This is a genomic window from Streptomyces xinghaiensis S187 (assembly GCF_000220705.2).
Taxonomy (GTDB): domain Bacteria; phylum Actinomycetota; class Actinomycetes; order Streptomycetales; family Streptomycetaceae; genus Streptomyces; species Streptomyces xinghaiensis.
In genome coordinates this window covers 206,013-226,091 of record NZ_CP023202.1, presented here as the reverse complement: position 1 = coordinate 226,091, position 20,079 = coordinate 206,013, and the positions used below count along the sequence as shown (strand labels likewise).

Genomic DNA, 20,079 nt, shown 5'->3' with positions numbered 1-20,079 from the left:
GCGGACGGGAACGGCCCCGTCCGCCCGGCCGGCAGCCGGGCGGACGGGGCCGCGGAGACGAACGCGGTGCCTCAGCCGGCGCCGTTCCCGGCCCCGTGGATCCGGGCCGGCAGCGTGCGGTGGCCGTTGGAGATGAAGGACGCCACGGGCCGCAGCTCGTCCTCCGCGCAGCCGAGCTCCAGGTCCGGGAAGCGCTCGAAGAGGGCGGGCAGCGCGATCTCCGCCTCCAGCCGGGCCAGCGGAGCGCCCAGGCAGTGGTGCACGCCGTGACCAAAGGCGAGGTGCTCCTTGTTGACCCGGGTGAGGTCGAACCGGTCGGCGTCCGCGCCGTGCAGGCGGGGGTTGCGCCCGGCCGCGGCGTAGGCGGCGAGGATCGCGTCCCCCTTCTTGATGGTCACGTCACCGGCCCGGATGTCCTCCACCGCGTAGCGCAGCGGCAGGCTCGCCACCGGGGACTCGACGCGCAGCGCCTCCTCGATCACATCGCTCCAGGAGACCTTGCCCTCGCGGACCAGGGCCCGCTGCTCCGGGTGGGCGAGCAGCAGATGGATCGCGTTGTCGAGGAGGTTGACCGTGGTCTCGTGCCCGGCGCTGATCACCAGCAGCAGGGTGTCGATCAGCTCCGGCTCGGTCAGCCGGGAGCCGTCCTCCTCCCGGGCGGCGATGAGCAGGCTCGTCATGTCGTCGGCCGGCTCGCGCCGCTTCAGGGCCACCAGTTCGGTGAGCAGCACGTGGATGCCCTCGAAGGTGGCGGCCACCTCCTCGGCGTCCGCAGTGGTGTTGAAGATGCTGTCCACGAGGGTGCGGAACTTCTCCCGCATCGTCTCGTCCTCGACGCCGAACAGCTCGCAGATGACCTGGATGGGGATCGGGTAGCAGTACTCCTCCCGGAGGTCCACCACCTCACCCGCCGGCACGGCCGCGAGCTTGTCGATCAGGCCCGCGGTCAGCTCCTCGATCCGGGGGCGGAGCGCTGCCGTCCGGCGGGCGGTGAAGGCCGTGGCGACGAGCTTGCGCAGCCGCCGGTGGTCGGCACCGTAGGCGGTGAACATGTTCGTCACCGCGACCCAGGTGAACAGCGGCCACTCCGGGGTTATCTCCCCGTTGATCCAGGCCGGCCAGTGCTGCCGGGGGTCCTTGGAGACGCGCGGGTCGGTCAGGAGTTCCTTGAGCAGGGTGGCGTCACTTACTGCCCACGCCACCACCTCGCCAGGGAGTTCCACCAGCGCGACCGGCCCCCGCTCCCTGATACGGGCTGCCTCACCGTGGATGTCGCTGCCGGAAGGATCGATGACGAGGGGGCGGGTTGTGGTGTCCATCCACTGTCTCCATTTTTCTTGTCTGCGACCGCGGGTGAGGCGACCGGAGGAAAGCGAACCGGAAGAGCGGCCAGCGCCCGGTGGAAGGGCCCCGGACGCCAACTCAACTGCTCTACCCCGACCTCGAGTTCAACATCCGGAAGACGGTCCAGAAGTTTTTCCACCGCGACGGCAGCGATCAGCCGGGCGGGGTCCTTGGCCGGGCAGCCGTGCGGCCCGGCGCTCCACGCGAGATGCGCGCGGTTGCCGCCGCGGCGCTCGGAGACCAGCGTGGGATCGGTGTTCGCGGCGGCCAGGCTGACGAGCACGGGCTCCCCCGGGCGCAGCGTGTGGCCGCCGAAGTCCTGCTCGTGCAGCGGATAGTGCACGCAGTAGTTCGCCATGGGCGGGTCGGTCCACAGCACCTCGTCGAGGGCGTCCTCGACCGGCATGCTGCCGCCGGCCAGGTCACCGGCGAAGCGGTCGTCGGAGAGCAGGAGCAGCAGGCCGTTGCAGATGAGGTTCTGCTGCGGCTCGGTGCCCGCGCCCATCAACAGGACGAGCTGCTGCATCATCTCCTCGTCGGTGAGCGCCGCGGGATGGGCCATCATCCAGGACGTCACATCCGGCCCCGGCTCCGCCCGCTTGAGGGCAACCAGCCCGGCGACGCCCTCCAGGAGGGTCTGGTTGGCCTTCTCCGCGTCGGCCTCCGAGTCGAAGATCCCGGACATGCCCTCGACCAGCTTGGTCCCGATGTCGGACGGGCAGCCGAAGAGCCGCTCGAAGACCAGCAGCGGGAGGCGGGCGCCGTACTCGGCCAGCAGATCGGCCCGGCCCCGGGGGCCGAAGCGGTCGATCAGGGTGTCGGCGCTGTGCTCGACGTAGCCGCGCAGGGCGTTGGGGTCCACCCGGTCGAGGCTGTCCGTGATCGCCCCGCGCAGCCGCGCGTGGTCGGCCCCGTCGGTCCACAGGGCGTTCGGCCGGTACATCATCATCGGGACGACCGGGCTGTCCGGCGGGACGGTCCCGTCGGCGAGGGCACGCCAGCGCCGCGGGTCCTTGGAGAACCGCTCCGGGCTGCGCAGCACGTCCAGAGCGCCCTCGTACGAGGTGACCAGCCACGCCTCGACGCCCTCGGCGAGCTCCACCGGGGCGACGGGGCCGTAGGTCCGCAGCCGCGCGTAGGCGGCCGCCGGGTCGGCGGCGAACTCGGGGCCGTAGAGGCGCTCGATCCCGCTTCCGGCACCGCCGGCGGCCGGCTTGGCGCCGGTCTCCCCGGCGTGTACCGGGCAGCCGGGTGGCGGCGGCTGGGTGTCGGGCCCGGACGGTTGAGTGGTCACATGTTCTCCTGCGCGAGACGGGTCTGGAGGTACTGGACGAGAGCGATCAGGGCGTGCGTGGAGGAGATCCGGTCCCGGGCGTCACAGGTGACCAGCGGGGTCTCGGGAAGCAGGTCGAGGGCTTCCCGGATCTCCTCCTCGGGGTAGGAGGGGGCGTCGTCGAAGCGGTTGACCGCCACGGCGTACGGCACGGCGTGCTCCTCCAGGAGCCCCATGACGTCGAAGGACTGGTCGAGTCTGCGGGTGTCGGCGAGCACCAGCGCCCCGAGGGCGCCGTGGGTCATGTCCCGCCAGAGCCGGGTGAAGCGCTTCTGCCCGGGCGCCCCGAACAGATAGAGCACCAGTTCCTCGCTGAGCGTCAGCCGGCCGAAGTCCATGGCCACGGTGGTCGTGGACTTCTCCGGGACCCCGGCGAGGTCGTCGATGTGGGCACCGGCCTCCGACAGCGTCTCCTCGGTGCGCAGCGGCCGGATCTCCGAGAGGGTGCCCACGAAGGTGGTCTTGCCGACGGCGAAGTGCCCGACGACGAGGATCTTGGCCGCGGTGCTGACCGTATCCGGGAGATAGACGTGGTCAGAGGCGAGCGCGGAGCCCATCGAGCACCTCCTGCAAGAGCTGGGCCTGGGGGAGTTGAGCCTTGGGGACGGGGGCCCGGGTGGTGATGTGGCCGCTGTCGATCAGATCGCTGAGCAGCACCTTGACGACGCTGACCGACAGCTCCAGATGGCCCGCCACCTCGGCGACCGAGAGCGCACCGCCCCGGCAGAGCTCCATCAGGCGCTTCTTCTCCGGGCTCAGTCCGCTCAGCGGCCGGTCGTTCATCGCCATGACGAGGGTGACTAAATCCAGCGTGTTGCGCGTCGGGTGCGCACGGCCGTCGGTCACCACATACGGGCGTACGAGTCCCCGCTCCCTCCTGCGGGGCGGGCTCACGCCGGGCCGCCGGCGTGGGAGACCGCGTCGTGCCGGGGCGGACTGGTCAGCTCCTTGCCCAGGCGGTCGACCAGCTTGTGCATCCGGTACGTGACGGCCTCCATGTCCACGTTCTGGGAGGCGGAGACCGCGAGATAGGCGCCCGTGCCGGCGGCGATCAGGAAGACGTAGCCACTGGCGAACTCGACCAGGGTCTGCTGCCACGGGGATTCCTCCCGGGCGCAGAACTCGGCCGTGCTGCGGCTGATCGACTGGAGACCGGAGAGCGCCGCCGCCTGCCGGTCGGCCTCGTCGCGGGTGATGCCCTCGGAGTGGGCCCGGAGCATGCCGTCCGCGGAGAGCAGGATGGCGTGCCGGGCCTCCGGCACCTTCAGCACCTCGTCGAGCATCCAGCCCAGTTCATTGGCCGTACGGGGGTTCATCGCTGGGGGGTCCCTTCATCGTCCGGGGAGGAGAGACGGCCGGAACGGGTGCCACGCGCGAAGGCACCCATGCGGGAGGCGGTTTCGTGGGCCGGGCGGGCCGGGGGCGGCTCGGCGCCGGGCTGCGCCACGGGGGCGCGGGTGGCGGCCACGTGCTCCGGTACGGGCTCCCGGCGGCGCCGCTTGGGCAGGCCGAGCGCCGTGGAGGCGGGGGCCGGCTCGGGCGCCTCCTGCTCTGCCTCTGCGGGCGCGGGCGGGGCCGGTGCGGCCGCGGCGGGGGCCGGTGCCGGTGCGGCGGGAGCGGGCTCGGCGGTCACGGCGGCGGGGGCCGGTGCGGCGGCCGCGGGCCCGGTCCGCTCGTCCGCCGAGTCGGGGGTCTCGGTGATCACGCTGGTGAGCAGCTCCTTCGGGAGGAACAGCACGGCCCGGACGCCCCCGTAGGGTGACCGCGTGTCGACGGACACGCTGAACCCGTACCGGGCCGCGAGGACGCCGATCACGGCGAAGCCGAACTGCGGCGGGTCGCCGAGCCGGTTGATGTCGATGTCCTGGCGGCCGGAGAGCAGCAGGGTCGCCTTCTGGATCTCCCGGTCGTCCATGCCGACACCGGCGTCGTCGATCACGATGGCGGTGCCGTTGTGCGCGGCCCGGAGGGTCACCTCGACCTGGGTGTTGGGCTGGGAGTGGCGCGCCGCGTTGTCGAGGAGCTCGGCGACGGCGAGCACCACCGGTTCCACGGCCCGGCTCACCACGGCCAGGTCGACCTGCGCGTGGACCTCGACCCGGCGGTAGTCCCGGATCCGGCCCTTGGCGCCCCGGACGACGTCGACCAGCGAGGAGGCGGCGCGCTGCCGGCCCGGCCAGGAGCCGCACAGCACCGCGATGCCCTGGGCACGCCGGCCGAACTGGGCGTTCGCGTGGTCGATCTCCAGCAGATCCTGGAGGACGTGCGGGTTGTCGTGGTGGTCCTGCATGTCGGTGATGGCGAGCTGCTGCTCGTTCGCCAGTCCCTGCAGGGCGCGCATCGACGACTTGAGGGCGGCCTTGGCCGACTGGTCGGCGCGGGTCCGGGCCCGGTCGGCGGCGCCGGTGAACAGGTCGATCACCGTCTGCAGGCTTTCGGCGAAGGAGGTGCCTTCCAGCCGGTCGTGGAGCAGTCCCGGCATGGGACCCGGCTGGGCCTGCGAGGATTCCATCGCGGGGAGGCGGACCTCCACCAGGTGCCGGGCCTCTTGGTCACGGGCGCGGAGACCGTCCTCCAGTGCTGCCGCGTGCCTGCGCAGAGCCTTGGTGATGCCCCGCTGGCGGACCAGCAGGACCAGGGCGGCGAGCAGACCGGCGACAAGGCACCAGAAAACCGCCTCCGGTGCGTATTGAGTCATCGGATCCTCGTTGCTTGGGGGCGAGGGGATACCGGGGGAGATGCGACGACGGGAGCGCCGCCGGTACGGGGTCTGTCCGATTCCGGACAAGTGGCACCGGCGGTCGGCACACGGGACATGTGGGCCCCGCTGTCGGCGTCCGCCACGGAAGCGCTGATGTGTTCATCATCTTAATCATGGATCGACGTGCCAAGTGGCCAGGGGTTTTGTGAAGTTGACGTGCAGACAAGCCGTTACGGCCGGTGGTGCCACCGGGGTGCACGGGGCTGGTGAAGGCCGCCGGCGGAGGCGCTGCGAGGGGATGATCCGGACGGTTACGGGAGGAATACCGGCCACATCCGGAAGCCTTTCTTCCGCACCGGTCACGGACGGCGATCCGCCGCGGGGGGCGCGCCACCCGATGTGACCGGGGGACACGGGGACCGGCCGGTGGCGGCCCCCTGCGGGACTGCCCGCGCGGACCGGGGATACTGCGCCCATGCGCATCGACTTCGATCCCGCCGCCCTCGGCAGGAACCCCTTCTACAAATTCATGAACGCGGTGGTCGTGCCCCGGCCGATCGCCTGGATTTCCACGACGTCGGCGGACGGCGTGGACAATCTTGCCCCGCACTCCTATTTCACCGTCTCCTGCATCGATCCGCCGATCGTGCAGTTCACCTCCGTCGGCCGCAAGGACTCGCTCAACAATGTGGAGGCGACCGGTTCCTTCGTGGTCAATCTTGCCCCCGAGCACCTCTTCGAGCAGATCAACGCCACCTCCACCGACTTCCCGCCCGGCATCAGCGAGTTCGACGCCGTGGGCATCGCCCGCGAGCCCAGCACGCGGGTCAAGCCCCCGCGCGTGGCCGCCTCCCCGGCCGCGCTGGAGTGCGAACTGCACAGCACCGTCCGGCTCGGTGACAGCACGGTCGTCTTCGGCCGCGTGGTCCACGCGGCGGTCTCCGAGAGCGTGCTCGTGGACGGCCACCCCGAGGTGACGAGGCTGCGGCCGCTCACCCGGCTCGGCAAGGACGAGTGGGGAACCATGGGCGAGCTCCTGGAGATCACCCGCGTTCCGTACGCGGAGTGGCGGAACGGCCCCGGCCGCACCGGTGGCGCCGGCTGACGGCAGCTCACCGCTCGGGTGTCCCGCGCCCCCGGACGGCTTGCGCGCGAGGTGAGGCCGTCCCGGCACGGGCCCGGGACGGCCTCACGCACAGAGCGGGGGCGGGGTCTCAGCCGCCGTTCACCAGCTCCATGTAGCGGTCCCAGTCCCAGTGCGGACCCGGGTCGGTGTGGCTGTTGCCGGGCACCTCGGTGTGCCCGACGATGTGCCGGCGGTCCTTCGGGATGCCGTGGGTGTCGCAGAGGTGGGCGGTCAGGGCGGCCGAGGCGCGGTACAGGGCGTCGGTGAACCAGGTGGCGTCGGCGACGTAGCCCTCGTGCTCGATGCCGAGGGACCGGGGGTTGGCGTCCCGGGCGTGCCAGGCGGTGTCCGCGTCCCGCACCATCTGCGTCACCTCGCCGTCCGAGGAGCGGACGACGTAGTGGGCGCTGACCCTGGAGGCCGGGTTGCGGAACCAGTTCACGGTGCCGGTGTACGTGCCCTGCGCGACATGGACGATGACCGTGTCGATCGCGGCGGAGCGGCCCGCGCGGTAGTTGCCGGGATGGGCGGGGACCCAGCGGGCCGGCGGGTAGTCCGCGCCGCGGGGGTCCGGCTCCTCCGTGGGGCCGGGCGCGGGCGGCGGCACGTCCGTGTAGCGGCCGCGCTCGGGACGCACCTTCCGCCCGGGAGTGGTGACGCGTTCGCCCTGGCTGGTGCGGGCGCGCACACCGGCTTCGAGGATCCGGTAGACCGTGTCGGCGTAGAACCGGCCCATCCGGAGATCGCCCGGGCTGCCGTACCGGGCGACGGCCGGGTACCAGGCCGCGGGCCGGTCCCGGTCCCGTTCGCTCACCCCGGTCCGGTCCGCGTACGACTCCAGTACGGCGGCGCCGCCGCGGATGTTGGCCGTGTTGTCGTGGCGCAGCTCCCGCTCGGAGGTGCCGGTGAGCCCGGCCGCCTCCTCCAGGGTGTGCCGCCGGGGGCTGCTCACCAGGTGCATCACGCCGTATCCGCCGGCGTGGCTGGGCTCGCCGTCGTGCCCGTCGAGCCGGGTCTCCCCGAAGGCGACGGCCACGAGCAGATCCCGCGGGACGCCGAACTCCTCGGCGGCCTGCGAGAAGGCCCGGTTCACGGGCCCGGGCCCGGTCTCCGGGGCCGCCGCGGCGGAGGGGGCGGCGAGGGCGAGAGCCGTGGCGGCGGCGATGCCGAGCAGGACCTTGCGTCCGCGGGTCCGCGGGAGGGTGCCGGGGTGCATGGGGCGTTTCCTCTCTCTTCCACCGGTCCGGTGGAAGAGGAGAGGGGGAGCCCGCCGGACCGGTCGGCGCGTGCTGGTCCGCACGCCGTGACTGACGCAGGTCATTACATGACGGTTCGCCCCGGTATCCGTGGGCGGCGCGCACGGCCGCGGCCCCGGTGTCCCGCGCACGGACGCAGCACGGGGATACGGAAACGGCCGTCCCGCGCCGGAGGGGCGCGGGACGGCCGGCGTGACGCGGGACGCGGGGATCAGCCGGCGGACTCGCCCGCGAGAGGGTCGAGGACGCCGGCGGCGATCAGGGCGAAGAGGACGGCGCCGAGGACTATCCGGTAGATCACGAAGGGCATGAAGCTCCTGGTGGTGATGAACTTCATGAACCAGGCGATGACGGCGTAACCGACGAAGAAGGCGACGACCGTGGCCAGGATCGTCGGCCCCCAGGAGACATGGCTGTCGCCGCCGATCTCCTTCAGCTCATAGGCGCCGGAGGCCAGCACCGCCGGGATGGCCAGCAGGAACGAGTAACGGGCCGCCGCCTCGCGGGTGTAGCCCATGAAGAGGCCGCCGCTGATCGTCGCGCCGGACCGGGAGACGCCGGGGACCAGCGCCATGGCCTGGGCGAAGCCGAAGATCAGGCCGTCGCGGACGCCGAGGTCCTTCAGGGTCTTCCGCTCCCTGGCGACCCGGTGCCGGCCGCCCGTCTCGTCACGGGCCGCCAGCCGGTCGGCGATCCCCAGGACGATGCCCAGCACGATGAGGGTGGTGGCGATCAGCCGCAGATCGCGGAACGGGCCCTCGATCTGGTCCTTGAGGGTCAGGCCGAGCACACCGATCGGGATGGAGCCGACGATCACCAGCCAGCCCATCCTGGCGTCCTGGTCGGAGCGCATCGCCTTGTCGGTCAGCGACCGCGTCCAGGCGGAGAGGATGCGCCCGATGTCCTTCCGGAAGTAGATCAGCACCGCGGCCTCGGTGCCGATCTGGGTGATCGCCGTGAAGGCCGCTCCGGGATCCTGCCAGTCGGCGAAGGCCGCGGTGAGCCGCAGATGGGCACTGGAGGAGATCGGAAGGAACTCGGTCAACCCCTGGACGAGCCCGAGGATGAGTGATTCGAACCAGGACATGGAGCTTGTGCCACCCAAGGAAAGATCATGTGCTGACCGCTGGAGCCGCGGCTCGGGTCAGGAAGACGGAATGCCGGACAGGATGCGTTGCTCGATAGGCGCGTGAAAAGGCGGCGGCGACCGGTGATCGCACGCCGACCCGGGGCAGCGTAGCGCCCCCGGGTGAACACGCGTCGGGCGGCCGGTGGTCCGGGGGCGGGGGCCGGCGTCCGGGCGGGCGGCGGACGGGACCCGTGGCTCAGGCGGAGCGCAGCCGTCCGCGTTTGCGCCAGGCGACGGCCAGGGCGGTGAGCCCGCTGATCGCGATGAACCCCATCGCGATCAGAAAGGCCGGAGACGTCGGGGTGGCGGCACTGCTGCCGGCGATCACGTACGCCGCCGTGTTGGGGATGCTGCCGAGACCGGTGGCGAGCAGGAACGGCAGCAGCCGCATCCGGGACACCGCGGCGCAGTAGTTGGCCGCCGCGAAGGGCACCCCGGGGAAGAGGCGCACCGCGAGAACGGAACGGAACCCGTGCTCGCTGAGCTGCCGGTCGGCGGCGGACAGCCAGCGGCCGCGCAGCAACGGCCGCAGGGCGTCCTGGCCGAGGGCACGGCCGAGGACGAACGCGATGCCCGCCCCGATCACCGTGCCGGCGATGGTGGCCACCAGCCCGAACTGCGAGCCGAACAGGGCGCCTCCGGCCAGGTTCAGCACCGGGCGGGGCAGCAGCGCGGCCGTGCAGAGCCCGTACGCGGCGGCGAAGAGCACCACGGCACCGCCGCCGGAGATCCGTGGCGGCCAGCCCGCGGTGAGGAGCCGGTGCGGTTCCAGCACGGCGACGGCCGTCGCGGCGCAGCCGACGAGGACCACGAGCAGAACGAGCCGGGACCACGGGGAGAGCAGGACCCTGGCCGTACGAGCGGGGAGGCCGAGGGGCTGAGCGGCGGGGTGGTGCATGCGGGGAGCGTAACCGACCACCGGTGATGATCGCCGCGCAAGTGTGCTTCCCCGCCGCGGAGAAGCGGTGCCCGCGCCGCCAAATCCGGTGGACGGCGCACGCTCCGGTGGCGATGCTTGTCACATGCTCCGGCACACCCTCCTCCTCGTCGGGTCCGCACTCGCGGACCCTCCGGAGGCTGCCGCCGGACACCTGCCGGCCGGTGCCGATGCCGCGCCCGCCCCCGCCGCCACAGCTCCCGGCGGCGCCCGAAGCTGACCCTTCCCGGATCGTCCGGCGGACCCCGCAGGGGGAGGGTCGGCCGGACCGGGGGTCCCGCTTCCACTCCGTACATCCGGGGATGAACCATGCCCAAGCAGGCTTACATCCGCACCAAGCCGCACCTCAACATCGGCACCATGGGCCATGTCGACCACGGCAAGACCACCCTGACCGCCGCGATCACCAAGGTGCTCAGCGAGCACGGCTCCGGTTCCTTCGTGCCGCTCGACCGTATCGACCGGGCGCCCGAGGAGGCGGCGCGCGGCATCACCATCAACGTCGCGCACGTCGAGTACGAGACGGGCACCCGGCACTACGCCCATGTCGACATGCCCGGCCACGCCGACTACATCAAGAACATGGTCACCGGGGCCGCCCAGCTCGACGGGGCGATCCTCGTCGTCTCGGCGGTCGACGGGATCATGCCGCAGACCGCCGAGCACGTGCTGCTCGCCCGGCAGGTCGGCGTCCGCCACATCGTCGTCGCGCTCAACAAGGCGGACGCCGGCGAGCCGGAGCTGACCGACCTGGTGGAGCTGGAGGTGCGCGAACTGCTGTCCGCGCACGGCTTCCCCGGCGAGACCACCCCCGTCGTCCGGGTCTCCGGACTGCGGGCGCTGGAGGGCGACCCGCGGTGGACCGGCGCGATCGAGGCACTGCTCGACGCGGTGGACACCTGGGTGCCCGTCCCGCTCCGCTTCACCGAGGCGCCGTTCCTGCTGCCGGTGGAGAACGTCCTGACCATCACCGGCCGCGGAACGGTCGTCACCGGCGCCGTCGAGCGCGGCCGGGTGCGGCTCGGTGACCGGGTCGAGGTGCTCGGGGCCGGGCTGGAGACCACCGTGACCGGGGTCGAGACGTTCGGCAAGCCGATGGAGTCGGCCGAGGCGGGGGACAACATCGCGCTGCTGCTGCGCGGGGTCCAGCGTGACGCGGTCCGCCGCGGGCACGTCGTCGCCGCGCCCGGCAGCGTCACCCCGCGGCGGCGGTTCACCGCGGCCGTACGCCTGCTGTCCCCGGCGGAGGGCGGCCGCGGCACCCCGGTGACCGGCGGCTACCGGCCGCAGTTCCACATCCGCACGGCGGACGTGGTCGGCGAGCTCGGCCTGGGCGACGCGGCCGTGGCCCTGCCGGGCGAGACGGTCACCGTCACCGTGGAGCTGGGGCGCGCGGTGCCGCTGGAGCCGGGCCTCGGCTTCGCGATCCGCGAGGGCGGGCGCACGGTCGGCGCCGGAACGGTGACGGCCGTGGCGGAGTAGGCCCCGGTCACGGGCCGGCGGGCGGAAGGGCGTACGGGCGGACGGGCGGCCCCTCCGCCCGGGCCCGGCGGCGGGCGCCCTCCCGGACGGGCCCGGCGGCGGCCCGCACCCCGGTGGTGCGGGCCGCCGCCGTGTCCCCGGGACGCGGGCCCGGTTCCGCGCGGCCGTCACGCGGTGCCAGACTGCTCGCACAGGAGACCGACCGGACGGTAGGAGGGTGGGGCATGGCGGAGACGGCACTGGTGCTCGGCGGCGGAGGGCTCACCGGGATCGGCTGGGAGGCCGGTGTCCTGGCCGGGCTGGCCGAGGCCGGCGCCGACCCGGGCGTGGCGGACGTGGTGATCGGCACCTCCGCCGGGTCCGTCGTCGGCGCGCAGCTCACCTCCGGCAGCGTCACCCCCGAGCAGCTCTACGAGCGCCAACTCGTCGATCCCCGGGGCGAGGTGGCCGGACGGGTGGGACCGGCCGTGATGTCGCGCTACGCGCTCGCGGCCCTCCGCTCCCGCGACACCCGCGCCTTCGGCCGGCGCATGGGCCGGCTGGCCCTCGCCACCCGGACGGCGGCCGGCGAGGCGGACCGGCGGGCGGTCATCGGACGGCGGCTGCTCTCCCACGCCTGGCCGGAACGGCGGCTCCTGATCACCGCGGTCGACGCCGCCACCGGGGAGTTCCGGGTGTTCGACGCGGCGAGCGGCGTGGGGATCGTGGACGCGGTCGCCGCGAGCTGCGCCGTCCCGGGCGTCTGGCCGCCCGTCACCATCGGCGGCCGGCACTGGATCGACGGCGGCGTCCGGTCGAGCGCCAACGCCGACGTGGCCGAGGGCTGCCGCCGGGTCCTGATCCTCGCCCCGATGGCCGGCGGCGGCGGACCCGTCCCGACGGTGCGTGCCCAGGCGGAGCGGCTCGCGGCGGGCGGTGCCCGGGTCGAGCTCATCACCCCGGACCGGTCCGCCCGGGCCGCCTTCGGCCGCAACCCGCTGGACCCGGCGCGCCGGGCGGCCGCCGCCCGGGCGGGCCGTGCCCAGGCGGCGGCCCACGCGGCCGCGGTCAAGGCCCTCTGGCGGGAGTGAGGCGGGATTGAGCGGGTTCCGCGCGGCGGCTCGTCACCCCGGTGCGCACCCGCCCCCGGCCCCGTGCGCCCCGGCCGCCGCACGAACCCCGCCGGCGGCCGGAACGCCACCGCCGGAAGCGGCACAATGGGCGGGTGGACGAGCCGATACCGGTGACCCGGGCCGTGGACTTCGGCACGGCGAAACTCATGCCCGACACCGACCGGCCGCGTGCCTGGCTGCTCACCGTGGACGGCGCGCCGCAGTCGTACGTCGACCTCGACGCGCCCGCGCACCTGGAGTTCGAGTACGCGCGGCGGATCGCGCACGTCCTCGACTCCGCCGCCGCGAGCGCGGAGAGCGCCCGGGCCGGAGCAGGGCCGGACGTGCTGCACCTCGGCGGCGGCGCGCTGTCGCTGCCCCGCCATGTCGCCGCGACCCGCCCCGGCGCCCGGCAGACCGTCGTCGAAGCCGACCGGGCGTTGCTCCGTCTCGTCACCGAACACCTCCCGCTGCCCCCGGACAGCGGCATTGAACTGCACGCCGCCGACGCCCGAGCCTGGCTGGAGAGCGCGCCCCCGGCGGCCTGCGACCTGCTCGTCGCCGACGTCTTCGGCGGCTCCCGGGTGCCCGCGCACCTCACCTCCGTCGAGTACGCCCGGGCGGCCGCCCGTGTCCTGCGCCCCGGCGGGGTCTATACGGCCAACCTGGCGGACGCGGCCCCGTTCGGCTTCCTCCGCTCCCAACTGGCCACCCTCGCCACGGTGTTCGATCACCTCTGCCTGATCGCCGAACCCGCGGTGCTCCGCGGCCGGCGCTTCGGCAACACGATCCTGGCCGCCTCGCGGGAGGAACTGCCGGTGGCGGAGCTCGCCCGGCGCTGCGCCGCCGATCCCTTCCCGGCCCGGGTCGAGCACGGCGGCGCCCTGGACCGGCTGACGGCCGGCGCGGCCGTGGTGCGGGACGGGGAGGCCGCACCGTCACCCGTCCCGCCGGAGGGCGCCTTCAGCATCGGCTGACCGCGTCCCCCGTCCCCGTCCGCCGTCCCCGTCCGCCGTCCCTTCGCCGCCCGTCAGCCGGGCCGGCGCCCGCCGTTCTTCCCGGGGTTCTCCGTCCCCACGCGCGGCGCGGGCGCGGGCACCGCCGGTACGGGGCCGGCGGCCGGGCCCGCGAGGACGCCCACCGGCTCCGGCCCGCCGTGCTCCCGGCGGGTCAGCCGCCGTACGTCCGGCACCGTCAGCACCGCCGCCGTCAGCAGGACGATCAGCGCCGAGCACCCCCACAGCGCCGCGCTCCGCCCGAACATGCCGGCGACCGGGCCGGCGAGCGCCACCGCGACGGGCACCATCGCGAGCGAGCCGAACATGTCGTAGGAGGAGACACGCGACAGCTTCTCCTCGGGGATCTCCTGGTGCAGGGCCATCATCCAGGTGACGCCGAAGATCTCGATCGAGATGCCGGTCGCGAACATCACCCCGCTCAGCACCGGGGCGGAGACGGGTATCGCGAGCGCCGCCGAGGGCAGGGCCAGCACGAACACCGACAGTGCCCCCGTGACCAGCAGACGCCGGGGTTTCCAGCGGGTCATCAGCAGGGCGCCGAGGACCGTGCCGGCGCCCAGCGCGGCCAGCGCGAGCCCCCACGGCCGGGCGCCGCCCAGATGCTCCTCGGCGACCAGCGGCCCGTAGACCGCCTCGGCCGCGGCGATGACGGCGTTGACCACCGCGAACTGGAGGACCACGCTCCACAGCCAGGGCCGCCCCGAGACCTCCCGCCAGCCCTCGCGCAGATCGGACAACAGGCCCCGGCCGGGGGTGCGTTCGGACATCCCGCGCAGATCGAGGAAGGCGCGGAGCGCGGCGGCGACGGCGAAGGCCGCCCCGTCCAGGACGAGGACCCAGCCGGGGCCGACGGAGGCGACGAGCGCGCCGCCGAGGGCCGCGCCGCCGATGTTCGCCCCGTTCACGCCCATCCGGAAGAACGCGAAGGCGCGTCCGGCCTGTTCACCGGAGACGCTGGAGAGCAGCATGCCCTCCGCGGCCGGGGCGAAGAACGCGTGACCGGTGCCGCCGAGGGCCGAGAGCAGCATCATCTGCCACAGCCCGGGTTCGCCGGTGAGCACCAGAACCCCGAAGGCGCCCTGGGAGAGGCAGTTGAGGGTGTTGGCCGTCACCATCACCCGGTGCCGGGGCAGCCGGTCCGCGACGGCGCCCCCCACGAGCAGGAAGAGGACGAGCGGGACCGTGCGGGCCGCGGCGACGAGCCCCACGTCCGTACCGCTGCCGCCCGTTTCCAGGACCGCGAACGCCGCCGCGATCAGGGCCCCGGAGCTGCCGAGGCCGGTGACCACGGCGGCGGCGGTCAGCAGGGTGTAGTTGCGGCCCGCCCACGGGGGGCGTGCGGAGCGTGCGGGGCGGCGTGCGGGGCGCGCTAGCGGCATGGCCGGTTCCTCGTCGTGATCGCGCCCGCCCCGCCGGTGGGTTCTCACCGGCGGGACGGGCGGTGTACGGGGTGCCGCGGGTGACGGCTCAGGAGGACGTGAGCGGCCGCAGCGTGTTCATGATCTTCTTGACGGTGGCGTCCGCGAGCTCGTCCTCGACGCCCTTGGCGGCGTAGAGGCACCAGACCGCGTAGTCACCGTTCTCCGTCTTGTAGGCGACGGTGTACGCCTTGCCGTCCGAGGAGCACTTGTTCTCCTTCTTCACCCCGGTGACCGTGGCGGAGGAGGAGTAGCCCTCGATCCCGTGCTCGCTCGTGAAGGCCTTCGCCTTCGTCACCTTGCGGGTGCCGGTCTCGTCCTGGTCGAAGGCGGCGAAGACCCAGACCTCGGCGGCCGTCTCGGCGGCGTTCTGCAGGCTCTTGGCACCCTGGGCGCCCTTGGTGCCGACACCCGCCAAGTCGGAGGTGTCGTCCCCGACGGTGCACCAGTCCTCCCCGTAGAAGGCCGGCGCGCTCATGATGATGATGGGCTTGGGGATGTCTTCCTTGCTGTTGGTGTCCTCGAAGCCGATGGAGAGGGTCGGTGACTCCACCTTCCAGTCCGAGGGGACGTCGAAGGCGTTCTGGCGCTTGGCGCTGACGACGGTCTGCCAGCCGTCGATCACGGGCTCGACCGCGGGATTGCCGCCGCGCGGGTTGTCGAGATCGCCGCCGTCGTCCTCGCTCCCGGTGGGAGAGGGCGGGGCGGACACCGACTTCTCCGGCCCCGGCTTGCCGCCGGCCTCCGGCTTGTCGTCGTCACCGCCGATGAGCAGGAAACCGGTGACACCACCGGCGACCAGGACCGCGAGCGCCGCCCCGATGGCGACGAGCTTCGTCTTCCTGCCGTCGTCCGGCGCCTGGGGCGCGCCGGGCGTCCCGGGCGCGGCCCACTGGCCGGTCGGCTGCTGGTACGGATTCGGCTGCTGGAATCCCGGCTGCTGATAGGGGTTCGGCTGCTGGAACCCCGGCTGCTGGTAGGGATTCGGCTGCGGTTGCCCCGGCTGCTGGTACGGATTCGCGTTCGGGTCCTGCGGGTTCTGCTCGCCCCCGGGCGGCTGCTGTCCTGGCCACATGGCGTAACCATAGAGCCGCCCGGCCCCGGCCTGCCACGCCGGGCCGGACTACGCACGGGCGGCGACCCGCGCCGGCGCGCGGGGCCGGTGCGGCCCGGGGCGCCCGCCCGCCGTACGGTACGCGGGACGACGCGGGCACGGAGCCCGCCGCGGCGCGCCGGAGCGGAGCGATACGCCGCGGACGGCGCGCGGGGCGTGGGGCGCGGACGGTGATGACGAGAAGGGGAGAGACCCATGGCGGAACGGGCCTTGATCGCGGCGGTGGCGGGCCGGGAACCGGTCGTCCACGAGCGGGCGTTCGCCGCGCCCACCTCGGTCGTGCTGGGCGAGGTCACCCTGGCCGCGGGGGCGAGCGTCTGGTACCACACCGTGCTGCGCGCCGACTGCGGCCCGGTCGTCGTCGGCGCGGACAGCAACATCCAGGACAACTGCACGGTCCATGTCGACCCCGGCTTCCCGGTGACCGTCGGCGAGCGGGTCTCCGTCGGCCACAACGCCGTCCTGCACGGCTGCACCGTCGAGGACGGCTGCCTGATCGGCATGGGGGCCACGGTCCTCAACGGCGCGCACATCGGCGCCGGTTCGCTGGTCGCCGCGCAGGCCCTGGTGCCGCAGGGGATGCGGGTACCGCCGGGCTCTCTGGTGGCCGGCGTACCCGCCAAGGTGCGCCGGGAGCTGACCGGGGAGGAGCGGGAGGCCCTGCAGCTCAACGCGGCGATGTACCTGGAGCTGGCGGAGGCCCACCGCGAGGCGGCGGACGCGGGGCGCGGCGGGGACGAGAAGACCGAGGAGAACGGCGGGAACGGCGAGGACGGCGAGGACGGCGAGGGTGAGCGCGGCGGGGGCGGCTCCCGCTGAGGTGCCGCCGGGGACCGGCCGTTGACCGCCCCGCCGGTGCGCCGTGTGGGGTGAAGGTCACAGCCGGTTCCCGCTCCCGGCGGGGCTACCGCTGAGTACCGTGGCCGTGTGCCGAAGAAGCAGAAGCTGTTCCCCGCCCTCGCGGCCTGGCGCCGCCGGACGCTCTCGCGGGCCGTGCACCGCGGCGCGCGCTGGGTGCGGGAGACCGGAGCCGTCACCGCGGACCGTCCGGGCCCGTACCGCTTCGGCCGGATCGGCGAGGGCACCCGGCTCGCGTACCCCCAGGGGACGGTGTTCGGGGAGGAGTGGATACGCCTCGGTGAGCACTGCGTGATAGGCGAACAGGTCACGCTCACCGCCGGGATGATGCCCGGGCTGGACCTCGGCCCCGACCCCGTGCTGACCCTGGGCAACGGCGTGGTGCTGGGCCGGGGGAGCCATGTGGTGGCCTCGCGGCCGGTGGTCTTCGGCGACGACGTCTTCTGCGGCCCGTACGTCTACGTCACCAGCGACAACCACTCCTACGACGACCCCGGCACCCCCGTGGGCCGCCAGTGGCCGCGCACCGCGCCGGTCGAGATCGGCTCCGGCAGCTGGCTCGGCGCGGGCGCGGTGATACTGCCCGGGGCGCGGCTCGGCCGCAATGTGGTCGTGGCCGCCGGTTCGGTGGTGCGCGGCACGGTCCCCGACCACGCGGTGGTGGCCGGGGCGCCGGCCCGGGTGGTCCGGCGCTGGGAGCCCGCGACGGGCTGGCAGCCGCCGCTGCGGACCCCGGCGCCCGTCCCGCCGCCCGAGGGGGCCGGCCCGGAGCAGCTGCGCGCCCTGGAGGAGGCCACACCGGAGCAGCTGCGCGCCCTGGCCGCGCTCGGCTCCCTCACGGAGGACTCCCCGGCCGCGGAACCGGACTCGGCCGGGGCGCCGGCCGGCCGCTGACCGCCCGGGCGCGGGGCACGGGCGCCCGGGTACGGTCACGGTCACGGACCCACGGGTACGGACCCCGGGGGCGGGGCGAGGAGGGGAGACCCGGCATGAGCAACCGGAGACTGCGGATCCTGCTGGCCGTGGCGGTCGCCGTCCAGGGGATCGCACTGCTGCTGTACGCGCTCCGGCGCTACTGACCGGTGCGGTACCGGTACGCGTCCGCGCACCCCCGCCCGCGGACGGCCGCCGGGACGGCCGGGACGGCCGGGACGGCCCGCGGGCCCGGGAGGCGCGTGGCGGCCGGGGCGCCCGGGGCATACGGGGCGTCCCCGCGCCCGTACGGCCGGCCGTCAGCCCGCCGTGAGCAGCGTGGTGCCGAGCAGGGCCAGCCCCGCGCCGACCGCTTGTACCGCCAGCAGCCGTTCCTTCAGCAGCCCGCGCGCCGCCAGCGCGGTGACGACCGGGTAGAGCGAGGCGAGCACCGCCGCCACGGTGACCGGCCCGTTCTGGGCGGCGAGCGCGTACGTGCCGTTGGCCGCGACGTCGGCGAGGCCCACGAACGCCAGGGACGGCAGCGCGGCGAGGACCACGCCCGATCCGCCCTCCGCCACCGGGGGGAGCGCCGCGCCGCCCCGCCGTACGGAGACCAGCAGCGAGGTGCCGCCGACCGCGATGTTCGCCAGCCGCTGGACGAAGAGGGCGAGGAACAGGCCGTTCAGCGTCGAGGACGCCTCCGCGATCAGCGCCATCACCGCGCCGAAGCCGACCGCCGCCACCAGGGTGTAGAGGACCGCGCGCCGCTGGACCGGCGCCCCGCGCAGTTCGGGACCGCCCGCCAGCAGCACACCGGCCACGGCGACCAGGATGCCCACGGCCTGCAGGAGCCCCGGGCGCTCGCCGAGCACCAGCCCCACCCCGACCGGCACGGCGACCCCGAGCGACCCCAGCGGCGAGACGACGCCCATCGGGCCGAGGGCGAGCGCCTTGTAGAAGGCGAACATGGCGGCGGGCCCGGCCACACCGGCGGCCACCGCGAACCACAGCTGCGGGCCGGTCTCCCGCCAGGCACCGGTGAGCAGGACGATCACCCCCAGCACCAGCGCGGCGACGGTCTGGGAGACCACGACCACGGTGAGGGCGGGGATGCGGCGGGTGAGCAGGCCCCCGCCGAAGTCGGCGAGCCCCCAGAGCAGACTGGAGGCCAGAGCGAGGACCGCGGTCATGTGTTCCCCCGAAGTACAGTGCGATGGATGTTCCGGTACACCCCACAGTAGTACACGACAATGAACTCACGAATCCAATGGATTGGACTCTGGACTCGCTGTGACGGATCTCGACCACCTCACCCAGTCCCTGGCGCGCAACCTCAAGCGCTGGCGCGGCGAACGGGGCTTCACCCTGGACGCCCTCGCCACCCGCTCCGGGGTCAGCCGGGGCATGATCATCCAGATCGAGCAGGCCCGGACCAATCCGAGCGTCGGCACCACGGTGAAGCTCGCCGACGCCCTCGGCGTGAGCCTCACCGCCCTCCTCGACTACGACCAGGAGCCCAGGGTGCGGGTCGTGAAGCCCGAGGAGGCGGTGCGCATGTGGTCCACCGAGGCCGGCAGCGCCACCGTGCTCCTCGCCGGGGCCCAGGCCCCCGGGCCGCTGGAGCTGTGGGGCTGGACGCTGATGCCCGGTGAGGGCAGTGCGTCCGACGCGCACCCCGCCGGCACCCATGAACTCCTGCACGTCCGGGAGGGGGAGCTGACGCTGGTGCTGGACGGCGAGGAGTACCGGGTGCCGGCCGGGTCGTCCGCCGCCTTCGAGGCCAACGTGCCGCACGGCTACCGCAACGACGGGACGGAGACGGTCGAGATGAGCATGGTCGTGTCGGTCCCGCCCGTCCGCTGAGGCGACCGCCCCGGGAGGCCGGTGCCCGGACCTCCCGGGGCCCGGCCCGCCCGGCCCCGGTCAGCCCAGCCGGGGGATCTCGATGGCCGGGCAGCGGTCCATGACCATGTCCCGGCCGGCGGCGCGCACCCGCTCGTACGCCGCCTCGTCCACCACGCCGAGCTGGAACCAGACGGCCTTGGCGCCGATGGCCACCGCCTCGTCGGCGACCCGCCCCGCCAGGGCGCTGTTGACGAAGACGTCCACGACGTCCACCGGGAACGGGATCTCGGCCAGGGAGGCGTAGCCCCGTTCGCCGTGCACCGTCTCCGCCTTCGGGTGCACCGGCACGATCCGCTTGCCGAAGCGCTGCAGCACCCCCGCCACGCCGTAGGCCGCGCGGGCCGTGTTGGAGGACAGGCCCACCACGGCCCAGGTGTCGCCGGTGCCGGTCAGAATCCGCCGGATCGTCTCCGTGTCTGCGTACATGCCAGCACGAACATGCCGCCGTCCG

At 73.9% G+C, this 20,079-nt stretch carries 19 protein-coding genes and 1 pseudogene; 7 read left to right on the top strand and 13 right to left on the bottom strand.

All coding sequences use genetic code 11. From position 1 onward, the window contains the following. Positions 1 to 71 precede the first annotated feature (71 nt). The 6 genes from SXIN_RS01115 to SXIN_RS01090 are packed head-to-tail and all read right to left on the bottom strand — an operon-like array spanning position 72 to position 5,375. Entirely contained in the window at positions 72 to 1,205 is a 1,134-nt protein-coding gene (locus SXIN_RS01115) for a cytochrome P450 family protein (RefSeq protein ID WP_019708282.1), read from the bottom strand. Then, the gene (locus SXIN_RS01110) at positions 1,187 to 2,638 is read right to left on the bottom strand and encodes a cytochrome P450 (protein WP_019708283.1); all 1,452 of its coding nucleotides are present in this window, start codon (positions 2,636 to 2,638) and stop codon (positions 1,187 to 1,189) included. The genes SXIN_RS01115 and SXIN_RS01110 overlap by 19 nt, the downstream gene beginning before the upstream one ends. Further along, positions 2,635 to 3,234: a GTP-binding protein gene (locus SXIN_RS01105; protein ID WP_019708284.1), complete on the bottom strand. Its 600-nt coding sequence runs from the start codon at positions 3,232 to 3,234 to the stop codon at positions 2,635 to 2,637. Before SXIN_RS01105 ends, SXIN_RS01110 begins: the two co-directional genes overlap by 4 nt. Further along, positions 3,212 to 3,526, bottom strand: a complete 315-nt coding sequence (locus tag SXIN_RS01100; protein ID WP_019708285.1) for a DUF742 domain-containing protein — start codon at positions 3,524 to 3,526, stop codon at positions 3,212 to 3,214. Before SXIN_RS01100 ends, SXIN_RS01105 begins: the two co-directional genes overlap by 23 nt. Positions 3,527 to 3,567: 41 nt before the next feature. After that, on the bottom strand, positions 3,568 to 3,993 hold the full coding sequence (locus SXIN_RS01095) for a roadblock/LC7 domain-containing protein (protein WP_019708286.1): 426 nt from the start codon (positions 3,991 to 3,993) through the stop codon (positions 3,568 to 3,570). Continuing rightward, positions 3,990 to 5,375 carry an ATP-binding protein gene (locus SXIN_RS01090; protein WP_095756426.1) on the bottom strand — a complete coding sequence of 462 codons (1,386 nt, stop codon included), beginning with the start codon at positions 5,373 to 5,375 and terminating at the stop codon, positions 3,990 to 3,992. Before SXIN_RS01090 ends, SXIN_RS01095 begins: the two co-directional genes overlap by 4 nt. A gap of 478 nt (positions 5,376 to 5,853) precedes the next feature. Here SXIN_RS01090 and SXIN_RS01085 point away from each other — a divergent pair, with 478 nt between their 5' ends. After that, a complete protein-coding gene (locus SXIN_RS01085; RefSeq protein ID WP_019708288.1) occupies positions 5,854 to 6,483 on the top strand; it encodes a flavin reductase family protein in 630 nt (209 codons plus the stop codon). A gap of 109 nt (positions 6,484 to 6,592) precedes the next feature. On the opposite strand, the gene SXIN_RS01080 is transcribed toward SXIN_RS01085, so the two are convergent. From SXIN_RS01080 to SXIN_RS01070, 3 genes are all read right to left on the bottom strand, one after another. After that, a complete protein-coding gene (locus SXIN_RS01080; protein WP_019708289.1) occupies positions 6,593 to 7,720 on the bottom strand; it encodes an N-acetylmuramoyl-L-alanine amidase in 1,128 nt (375 codons plus the stop codon). Positions 7,721 to 7,971: 251 nt separating this feature from the next. Further along, entirely contained in the window at positions 7,972 to 8,847 is an 876-nt protein-coding gene (locus SXIN_RS01075; protein ID WP_019708290.1) for an undecaprenyl-diphosphate phosphatase, read from the bottom strand. A 238-nt stretch (positions 8,848 to 9,085) separates the two neighbouring features. Continuing rightward, positions 9,086 to 9,787, bottom strand: coding sequence for a TVP38/TMEM64 family protein (locus tag SXIN_RS01070; protein WP_050930742.1), 702 nt, complete (start codon positions 9,785 to 9,787; stop codon positions 9,086 to 9,088). A gap of 348 nt (positions 9,788 to 10,135) precedes the next feature. Between SXIN_RS01070 and tuf the strand changes: the two genes are divergently transcribed. From tuf to SXIN_RS01055, 3 genes are all read left to right on the top strand, one after another. Next, positions 10,136 to 11,308, top strand: coding sequence for an elongation factor Tu (tuf, locus tag SXIN_RS01065; protein WP_095756425.1), 1,173 nt, complete (start codon positions 10,136 to 10,138; stop codon positions 11,306 to 11,308). Positions 11,309 to 11,532: 224 nt separating this feature from the next. Beyond that, a complete protein-coding gene (locus tag SXIN_RS01060; RefSeq protein ID WP_095756424.1) occupies positions 11,533 to 12,378 on the top strand; it encodes a patatin-like phospholipase family protein in 846 nt (281 codons plus the stop codon). Positions 12,379 to 12,512: 134 nt separating this feature from the next. Beyond that, on the top strand, positions 12,513 to 13,376 hold the full coding sequence (locus SXIN_RS01055) for a spermidine synthase (RefSeq protein WP_095756423.1): 864 nt from the start codon (positions 12,513 to 12,515) through the stop codon (positions 13,374 to 13,376). 53 nt (positions 13,377 to 13,429) lie between these two features. Here the strand turns inward: SXIN_RS01055 and SXIN_RS01050 are convergent, their stop codons facing one another. Then, positions 13,430 to 14,797: an MFS transporter gene (locus tag SXIN_RS01050; RefSeq protein WP_095756422.1), complete on the bottom strand. Its 1,368-nt coding sequence runs from the start codon at positions 14,795 to 14,797 to the stop codon at positions 13,430 to 13,432. 88 nt (positions 14,798 to 14,885) lie between these two features. After that, positions 14,886 to 15,911, bottom strand: a complete 1,026-nt coding sequence (locus tag SXIN_RS01045) for a DUF8017 domain-containing protein (protein ID WP_019708294.1) — start codon at positions 15,909 to 15,911, stop codon at positions 14,886 to 14,888. A 234-nt stretch (positions 15,912 to 16,145) separates the two neighbouring features. Here SXIN_RS01045 and SXIN_RS01040 point away from each other — a divergent pair. Together SXIN_RS01040 and SXIN_RS01035 are read left to right on the top strand one after the other, a co-directional pair. Continuing rightward, positions 16,146 to 16,670: pseudogene (locus tag SXIN_RS01040) on the top strand (gamma carbonic anhydrase family protein); the annotation flags it as partial. Between the two features lie 207 nt (positions 16,671 to 16,877). Further along, entirely contained in the window at positions 16,878 to 17,702 is an 825-nt protein-coding gene (locus SXIN_RS01035) for an acyltransferase (RefSeq protein WP_095756421.1), read from the top strand. Positions 17,703 to 18,040: 338 nt separating this feature from the next. Here the strand turns inward: SXIN_RS01035 and SXIN_RS01030 are convergent, their stop codons facing one another. Further along, positions 18,041 to 18,913 carry an EamA family transporter gene (locus SXIN_RS01030; protein WP_019708295.1) on the bottom strand — a complete coding sequence of 291 codons (873 nt, stop codon included), beginning with the start codon at positions 18,911 to 18,913 and terminating at the stop codon, positions 18,041 to 18,043. Positions 18,914 to 19,013: 100 nt separating this feature from the next. On the opposite strand from SXIN_RS01030, the gene SXIN_RS01025 reads away from it, so the two are divergent. Continuing rightward, positions 19,014 to 19,586 (top strand): helix-turn-helix domain-containing protein, encoded by a 573-nt coding sequence (locus tag SXIN_RS01025; protein WP_019708296.1) that lies wholly within the window; start codon positions 19,014 to 19,016, stop codon positions 19,584 to 19,586. 60 nt (positions 19,587 to 19,646) lie between these two features. On the opposite strand, the gene SXIN_RS01020 is transcribed toward SXIN_RS01025, so the two are convergent. After that, a complete protein-coding gene (locus tag SXIN_RS01020; RefSeq protein WP_019708297.1) occupies positions 19,647 to 20,054 on the bottom strand; it encodes a CoA-binding protein in 408 nt (135 codons plus the stop codon). Positions 20,055 to 20,079: the final 25 nt, after the last annotated feature.

Bases quoted from the DNA above. Each gene is read 5' to 3' on its own strand.
- tuf (WP_095756425.1), top strand. From the start codon at position 10,136: ATGCCCAAGCAGGCTTACATCCGCACCAAGCCGCACCTCAACATCGGC.
- SXIN_RS01070 (WP_050930742.1), bottom strand. From the start codon at position 9,787: ATGCACCACCCCGCCGCTCAGCCCCTCGGCCTCCCCGCTCGTACGGCC.
- SXIN_RS01105 (WP_019708284.1), bottom strand. From the start codon at position 3,234: ATGGGCTCCGCGCTCGCCTCTGACCACGTCTATCTCCCGGATACGGTC.
- SXIN_RS01045 (WP_019708294.1), bottom strand. From the start codon at position 15,911: ATGTGGCCAGGACAGCAGCCGCCCGGGGGCGAGCAGAACCCGCAGGAC.
- SXIN_RS01020 (WP_019708297.1), bottom strand. From the start codon at position 20,054: ATGTACGCAGACACGGAGACGATCCGGCGGATTCTGACCGGCACCGGC.
- SXIN_RS01095 (WP_019708286.1), bottom strand. From the start codon at position 3,993: ATGAACCCCCGTACGGCCAATGAACTGGGCTGGATGCTCGACGAGGTG.
- SXIN_RS01075 (WP_019708290.1), bottom strand. From the start codon at position 8,847: ATGTCCTGGTTCGAATCACTCATCCTCGGGCTCGTCCAGGGGTTGACC.
- SXIN_RS01050 (WP_095756422.1), bottom strand. From the start codon at position 14,797: ATGCCGCTAGCGCGCCCCGCACGCCGCCCCGCACGCTCCGCACGCCCC.
- SXIN_RS01030 (WP_019708295.1), bottom strand. From the start codon at position 18,913: ATGACCGCGGTCCTCGCTCTGGCCTCCAGTCTGCTCTGGGGGCTCGCC.
- SXIN_RS01090 (WP_095756426.1), bottom strand. From the start codon at position 5,375: ATGACTCAATACGCACCGGAGGCGGTTTTCTGGTGCCTTGTCGCCGGT.
- SXIN_RS01060 (WP_095756424.1), top strand. From the start codon at position 11,533: ATGGCGGAGACGGCACTGGTGCTCGGCGGCGGAGGGCTCACCGGGATC.
- SXIN_RS01080 (WP_019708289.1), bottom strand. From the start codon at position 7,720: ATGCACCCCGGCACCCTCCCGCGGACCCGCGGACGCAAGGTCCTGCTC.
- SXIN_RS01085 (WP_019708288.1), top strand. From the start codon at position 5,854: ATGCGCATCGACTTCGATCCCGCCGCCCTCGGCAGGAACCCCTTCTAC.